This is a genomic window from Ruegeria sp. AD11(2025) (assembly GCF_056542405.1).
In genome coordinates this window covers 21,434-27,745 of the sequence record NZ_JBQFZU010000040.1, presented here as the reverse complement: position 1 = coordinate 27,745, position 6,312 = coordinate 21,434, and the positions used below count along the sequence as shown (strand labels likewise).

Sequence of the window (6,312 nt, the reverse complement as noted above, 5' to 3'; positions counted from 1 at the left end):
CCCATCTCGGTCGTGCGGCCTATGAACGTGTCGCATAGCGAACCGGGGAAAGGGGAAAATGCGGCTCAAGCGCTATTCGTGCAACGCGGTCTACCGGAATTGATTTCGCGTTGTTTTGAACGGATTGGCTTGGGTAGATTTATCGTTGCCGCTTCGCTTTGATTGGCGGAGTCTGATAGGTGGTGGATACAGCCCCATCTGGAGCTCACCACGTTCTCTCTTCGGTGTAGCACCACATGCATCGAAGAGAGTTCCCCGCGGAGAACATCACTCATTGTTATGTAGTTCAGCCAAGATTCGAAGGCCAAGGCGATACCCTTTCCGTTCTTCTAAATAGGTCATTAGTTTTAACATAATTACTATTATGGGGTTCGACATCAGGCCATCTGGGCGGTTGGAAATTGGGTGCAGGGACACAGCACTGAACCTTCAGTGGCGCCGCAAAAACCAATGTCTGGTTCGGGTCCCTTAGTCGGGTGGTCTGGCTGGAATGTCGGGATGTCCCGCTCGCCCAAATCGTCAGACAGCGCTAAGCGGTCGGAGGTGCAGATACCTTGTCCAGGGTCGCACCCATTGACTCTGGCGCGGTGCTGTCCGATCTAGGATCGGCATCTAGGACTACTGTTTTTACCATAGTACAGTTCTCTCTTGATGTTGGAGGAATGCCCGGATGGATTTGGGGCGTTTCTTGTCCTGTCGGTTGTTGGCGCAATCGACAGGACCGCTCACTGCTCAATAGTTTCGTTTTTTGGTCATCAAGTCGTTGTTTGATCCTTTCCTTCAGCTGCACCAGTACCGGCGCTTGCCACTGTTATAGGGTCGCGCAAGACCTTCGGAAATCAGGATGGCCCCGACGTCCTGCCCAGCCACACGCCCAACCGCTAGGAAGCGGTCATGCACGTCCAGATCTGGTTGGATGACCAGCTCTATCTGGTCCGCCGTCTGGATGAGCACTGTCAGCCTTGCTTTCGCTTTCAAGCCCAGAGCCTTTTCAGCTGCGCATTGGGGCCGGTAGGTCTCAGGTGTGTCGAAACCGACGAGCCGGTAGCGATCGTCGCCGTGGTCGATCGTGTCACCATCAACGGCAATCACCTCGGATGCGCTCAGGGTCTTTGTTTGTTTTGATGGTTCAATCCAAGCAGCAGCAATGAACAAAGACGCGAGTACAGCGCTGAGAAACAAGAGTCGCTTCATGTGCCCTGCCCCAGTACTTTGATGAACTGAGTTCTCGAACGTGACCGATCAGGTTTTGGATTTCGCGTCCAAGGCCTGAGCTGCTTCGAGACCCTCTGGGGTAATCGACTCGATCGTGTAATCTGATTTGACGCAGAGAATGCGCCCGTCGCCAAATTCCTGGTGATGCTTAAAAAGCCCCGGCCAAAGATCGAACTCTCTGGGCTCAGCGCCCGCTCGAGAGATCTTCGACTTGCACAAGGCCCCGACATAGTTCGGCGAGCTGTAAATGCAGTGGTACTTAGGTCGTCCAAGGGAAGCGAGTCCGATAAATTCGTAGCGGCATGTAAAGGGAACCTGATCTTCTTTCAGGCCCCGGACCATCTCGATGGTTACCACAGTGTATTGTCTCTTGTTGTCCGCCATGACGACCCCCTATGGGCCGTCTTCTACATCCAAAAGTTGTGGACTAAAACACAATCTACGTCAATATAAGAAAACACGCCAATATACGATATAGGATTGTCAGAAATATATTGGCCGGATATTGCTTAGGAGATTCGCAAGCAGGAGAGACCATCTTGAAACACTCAAAATCCAGGAATAGAACTCGCGCGAAGGCCCTTGCAGTTGCACTCGCTGCACTGCCGGCAACGCAGGCCAGTGCCTATCCAATTGACTGTGCCATATTCCTTTGCCTCGCCGGAGGTTGGCCAAGTTCGACTGATTGCGTCGCAGCCAAGGCAGAGTTCATTCGGCGCATCACACCCTACCCGGTCGAACCTCCGCTGCAACTCTGGCGCTGTCCGATGAATACGTCACACAGCCCCTCGGACTTGGGTCCTATGGAACGGTTGGAAGCCATCAAGCGCACCAGTGCCAGCCCAGTTCCAGAGCTTCCATCGGATGACACCGCCAAGCCATTACTAGTAGACGCAGCGATCTCGTTAGAAGAGATCCAGTCACATCACGGCCAATACGGTGACGGTTTCCAAGCCACCCCGATCAGCGTCGATCTTTCCTCTTCCGATTTCGACGTTGTGAGGTCCATCAGGGTTTGGGATGTGCGCCACTACAGCTATCGCCCTCGGTCGCGAGAGGGCGACTGCGAGCGTTCGCTTGATCTTGTCGTTGGCAGCTATGACGACAACGTAAGCTTTCAATGGTCCGAGCGCGCTCCTGCCCCAATCCCTTCTTGGCTACCACTCGGCAATCGTTGTGAACCTCCCAGCTACTTCCGTGGTGTTGGTGTTGAGTGGACCGACACATTTGGGTTCAGCGACTACGAGCTCATCCGATACTGAGGTTCTTACCTGCGGTACAACTCGTTGCTCCTGGCTATGCCACCAAAATCACCAGCTGCATTTTTAAACCAGGCCGATTGGTCCGGAGGAAAAACTTAATCCCAGAAACAAAAACCCCCGCAAGGCGGGGCCTCAGCGGGGATCTTCTTAAGTCAAGTTTGATCACCTGATTTATAGGAAACTCCCAAAATTCTGACAAGGATAAACGCATCTGTGCGAACGGTTTTTCTGTGTTTATTCGCTGAGGTCCAACCTGCCTTGCTTCCTCAATGAGAAGCAGACCATGAGACCCCTGAACCATACCGAATACCCTGCCCCGCGAAGCCGCGATGCCAACACTGACCTTTGCCAAGGGAAGCCAATACAATGAGCTTTCGGCAGATCGCATCCGCCCATCACCGCGAAAATTCACGCTTCCACAACGGCCTTCCCGAAGGCTGGAACCGTGACAGGTTTCGGCAGCTCTGCGTGCGCTATGCCCAAATCAAACGCGCATCGGCCCAGTGTATTCGCACCTTAGAGATCATCATCGATATGATCTCGCCATACGCGTTTCGAGACCCGTCCCAGGAACCCTTTTGCTACGCGCGTCAGGAAACGCTGATCGCAGGGCGTGGATTGACCGATCGGACAATCCACAATCATGAACGTGAGCTGGAAAGGATTGGTCTGATCGAACGCCGGCTTGGGGCAAATGGCGCGCGGTGTAAGCGCAAGGGGCTTGGCCTTTTCCTGACCCCTGCCCTGAATCTCATTCCCGAGATGCGCGACGCGGACGTGCGAAGCAAGGCCGAGAAGAAAGAGCATGACGAGCTACGCGGGGATCGATCACGGCTTTACCGATATGTGAAACATAGCCTGGAAATAATTCAATCACTCCCCTGCACTCCTGAAGGTTTCGACGCGAAGATGGACGCGTTTCGGTCCTGGCCGCGCGCGGACAAGCTGAAATACCTGTCATTGGATGCCCTCAGATCACATGTTCAGGCGGCTCATGAGTTTTGGAAGCGGATCGAAGAGCATATTGTAAAACCCGGTGAAATTTCGGGTGAGCCCGAAGCCAGTTTCGGGTGCCCTATACAAGATCAAATTGAAGAAAGAATTCTGTCCTGTAACGCCGATGGCGAGGAGAAAATGTCCTCGGCAAAAGCCTCGGAACCAGATTGTTCTGGCTCCGGGCCAGACGGCCCTCCGCATTGCTTAGAAAGCAATCATCCGACGGAGATAGCCCCACACAAGTCCCAAAAACTGCCTCTGGTGAATAACCGCATCCTGTATGACCTGGCATCTCCCGAGCTTCGTATGCAAATCGATATCGCTGGAAGCGGCGCCCAGAATTTCAACCCTACCCTCTACGCGATTGAAACCGGCGTTTGGTCCCGGCTTTCAGAGATCGGTACCAATGTCTCCGCCTGGCATTCGGCGATTGACCGATTGACCTTGATGGGTGCAATCCTGGCCGGGTTGATCACAGACGCGAGGCTTAGCGATCCACGGTTGCCGCCAATGGTTAATCCGGGCGGATATCTGCGCGGTATGGTGCAGGCCGATGAGCGTGGTGAATTGAACCTGATTTCCAGTTTCATGGGCCTGTTGGCCCGAAGGGCGCGGGAGGAGGAAAGTGGGCTTCGCTAGGACTGCGCGAACTTCTATTGGTTTGTTGGTGCGTACGCCGCCGGCTTCTCAAATTCACGCGTCTCATCAGCAGGTTTCCGCTCTGTTTCCGTCTCCAGAACAGAACTGTATTCAAATCTGTGATTGGCTACGGGAATTCCCGAGTGGTTTGTTCAGCTTTAGGTTGCTACGCGGCCTCGATGGCGACGCGGAACAGGAAGATTATCAATGAAAATCGCGGATATTGGCAATTCTGAACTGGATTTCAGGCAATCGGGGGAGGCACGCCTCCAGGAGATTTGCCAAAGGTTTGGATTGGAAAATGCTTCCTATGCCCATATCGACAAACATCACAACGTTGTCCACGGCTGCACCACGTTTTCAGCCGAATGGGTCCGGCACTACGTCGATAACGACCTAGTTTTGGTCGATCCCCTCATTCGGTTTGGCGCCACTATGATCGCACCAATGGATTGGGCTGTGTTTGATGATCAGCGTGAACACGCACCGCTATTCGATGCTGCCAGGGAATTTGGTGTGGGTCAGAACGGCCTTTCTATTCCGGTTATCAATCCGTTTGGCGAGCGTGGCGTTTTTACGGTTACGTCCAATCTGCTCCGTTCCGACTGGGACGCCTTGGTCGTGAGAATGCTCCCTGCCCTGCGGCATGAAGCGCAGGTCCTGCATTTACTCGCGCTTGATGTGATTGACACGGTCTTCAACTTTCCCACAGACGCTCTGTCCGGTCAGGAGATGAATGTTCTCAAGATGCTCGCATCGGGATTGATCCCATCCGTCATTTCCCGCCAAACGGGGCTCTCCTCCAGAATGGTGCACGCTCTGACATCTTCCATCGTCACCAAACTCAAGTGTCGGACAACAGAACAGGCGGTGGCGCGCGCTGTCAGCACAGGTATTCTCAAATGGACCGACTTCTTTGCCGACCCGGTTGCCGAACTTGCGGATGCTGAAGGACAGACCCTTTGCGGCGGGATCGTGCGTTGGTCCGGAAGATCACACGAGTTGATCACCTTCGAAGAAGGTCGGACGGTGCGGAATCTGGATAGCTTTCAGGCGGTTCAGGTCCAAGAAATTGCCAAAGACTTCAATTTGGATGCTGAAGGGATCCGTGAAGAACTCGGGCTCAGCCCGGATCAAAAAGTGTGGATTAGGTATCTCTGAGTTTAGGCCACATGCGCCGTTTGATTTGCAATGATGCGGACGGGTGCAAGTTTCACATAATTTCGCCTACGCGCCATTTGGTGGCTGACTTGCAAGCTTCAAGTTAGGTTGAAGCGGATGCGAGTTTCGAAATTGTTTTGCATGTGTGCCGCAAAACAGGATTAGGCATGATTTATTTGAAAGGCTGCCACTTCTCGAAAAAAGCGGTTTTTACGCTGTCTACTTCCAATTCCGATATACAGTGTCTTACTGAAGCCTAGAGGAGATTAAAGAATCCAATTCTCAGTATCTCAGCAAAAGCTACCCAATCTTTGATCTAGACTTTGCTCGCCACAAATGCCTGGGCGATGGTGCACATCTTTTCCCTGGCCGCCATTCGGTCCATGTCATTTGGAAAGCTTTGTTCAATCACAGTTTCAATCTGAGTCATTGCTTCGTCCCGGTTGAGCCCGCCAATCTGCAAACCGCAGCGCATCCATAACCCGTCAATCAGCAAGCTGACTGTATGCGCGGTAACATGGGCCTTTACCGCTTCTGCCCCGGTCTCCTTCAGCGCTGAATAGAGGTTGCTGTGCAGGCGGTGATAAATCGCGTTTTGCAGGCGTTGAAATTGGGGGTTGTGCGGAACCTCGGCACACATGGCAATCCATCCATGCGCGACCTCTGGTCTGAAGGTGGTAGGAGAGAAATTCGCTTCGATAATTGCATAGAAGCGTTCCCAGGGCGTCGCTGCCAAAGACAGGAAGGCGACCGCCTCTTTGCGCAGCGTAGCATTAGCACGGCGCATGGCGGTTTCGATGAGGGCCTGTTTGTTCGAAAAATAGTGCAGCACGCTGGCCTTGGAGGCGCCGGTATGCTCGGCGACACGCTGCAAGGTCGTGCCTTGCATACCGTGTAAGGACAGCACTTCGAATGCTGCGGCAGCGAATTCTTCACGGCGAATTTCGGCAATGCTTTTACGTCCCATTGGGCCCTCTTTTTGACCGAGAATAGATTTAGTTGACTCTGCGGTCAATTTAAACGTATGGTCTGTTTATTG

General features: G+C 53.2%; 6 protein-coding genes. 3 read left to right on the top strand and 3 right to left on the bottom strand.

Annotation, left to right across the window (positions count from 1 at the left end; genetic code table 11):
• Positions 1–780: 780 nt before the first annotated feature.
• Complete coding sequence (locus ACR1XY_RS22325) at positions 781–1,194, bottom strand: thermonuclease family protein (RefSeq protein ID WP_271951189.1); 414 nt, start codon at positions 1,192–1,194, stop codon at positions 781–783.
• Between the two features lie 48 nt (positions 1,195–1,242).
• The gene (locus ACR1XY_RS22320) at positions 1,243–1,599 is read right to left on the bottom strand and encodes a hypothetical protein (protein WP_142638830.1); all 357 of its coding nucleotides are present in this window, start codon (positions 1,597–1,599) and stop codon (positions 1,243–1,245) included.
• Positions 1,600–1,982: 383 nt separating this feature from the next.
• Here ACR1XY_RS22320 and ACR1XY_RS22315 point away from each other — a divergent pair, with 383 nt between their 5' ends.
• From ACR1XY_RS22315 to ACR1XY_RS22305, 3 genes are all read left to right on the top strand, one after another.
• Complete coding sequence (locus tag ACR1XY_RS22315) at positions 1,983–2,477, top strand: hypothetical protein (protein WP_480596613.1); 495 nt, start codon at positions 1,983–1,985, stop codon at positions 2,475–2,477.
• Between the two features lie 366 nt (positions 2,478–2,843).
• Positions 2,844–4,112, top strand: a complete 1,269-nt coding sequence (locus tag ACR1XY_RS22310; RefSeq protein WP_480596611.1) for a helix-turn-helix domain-containing protein — start codon at positions 2,844–2,846, stop codon at positions 4,110–4,112.
• A gap of 207 nt (positions 4,113–4,319) precedes the next feature.
• Positions 4,320–5,273: a LuxR family transcriptional regulator gene (locus ACR1XY_RS22305; protein ID WP_480596609.1), complete on the top strand. Its 954-nt coding sequence runs from the start codon at positions 4,320–4,322 to the stop codon at positions 5,271–5,273.
• A gap of 316 nt (positions 5,274–5,589) precedes the next feature.
• Here ACR1XY_RS22305 and betI read toward each other — a convergent pair whose 3' ends face one another.
• On the bottom strand, positions 5,590–6,288 hold the full coding sequence (gene betI / locus ACR1XY_RS22300) for a transcriptional regulator BetI (RefSeq protein ID WP_480596607.1): 699 nt from the start codon (positions 6,286–6,288) through the stop codon (positions 5,590–5,592).
• Positions 6,289–6,312 lie beyond the last annotated feature (24 nt).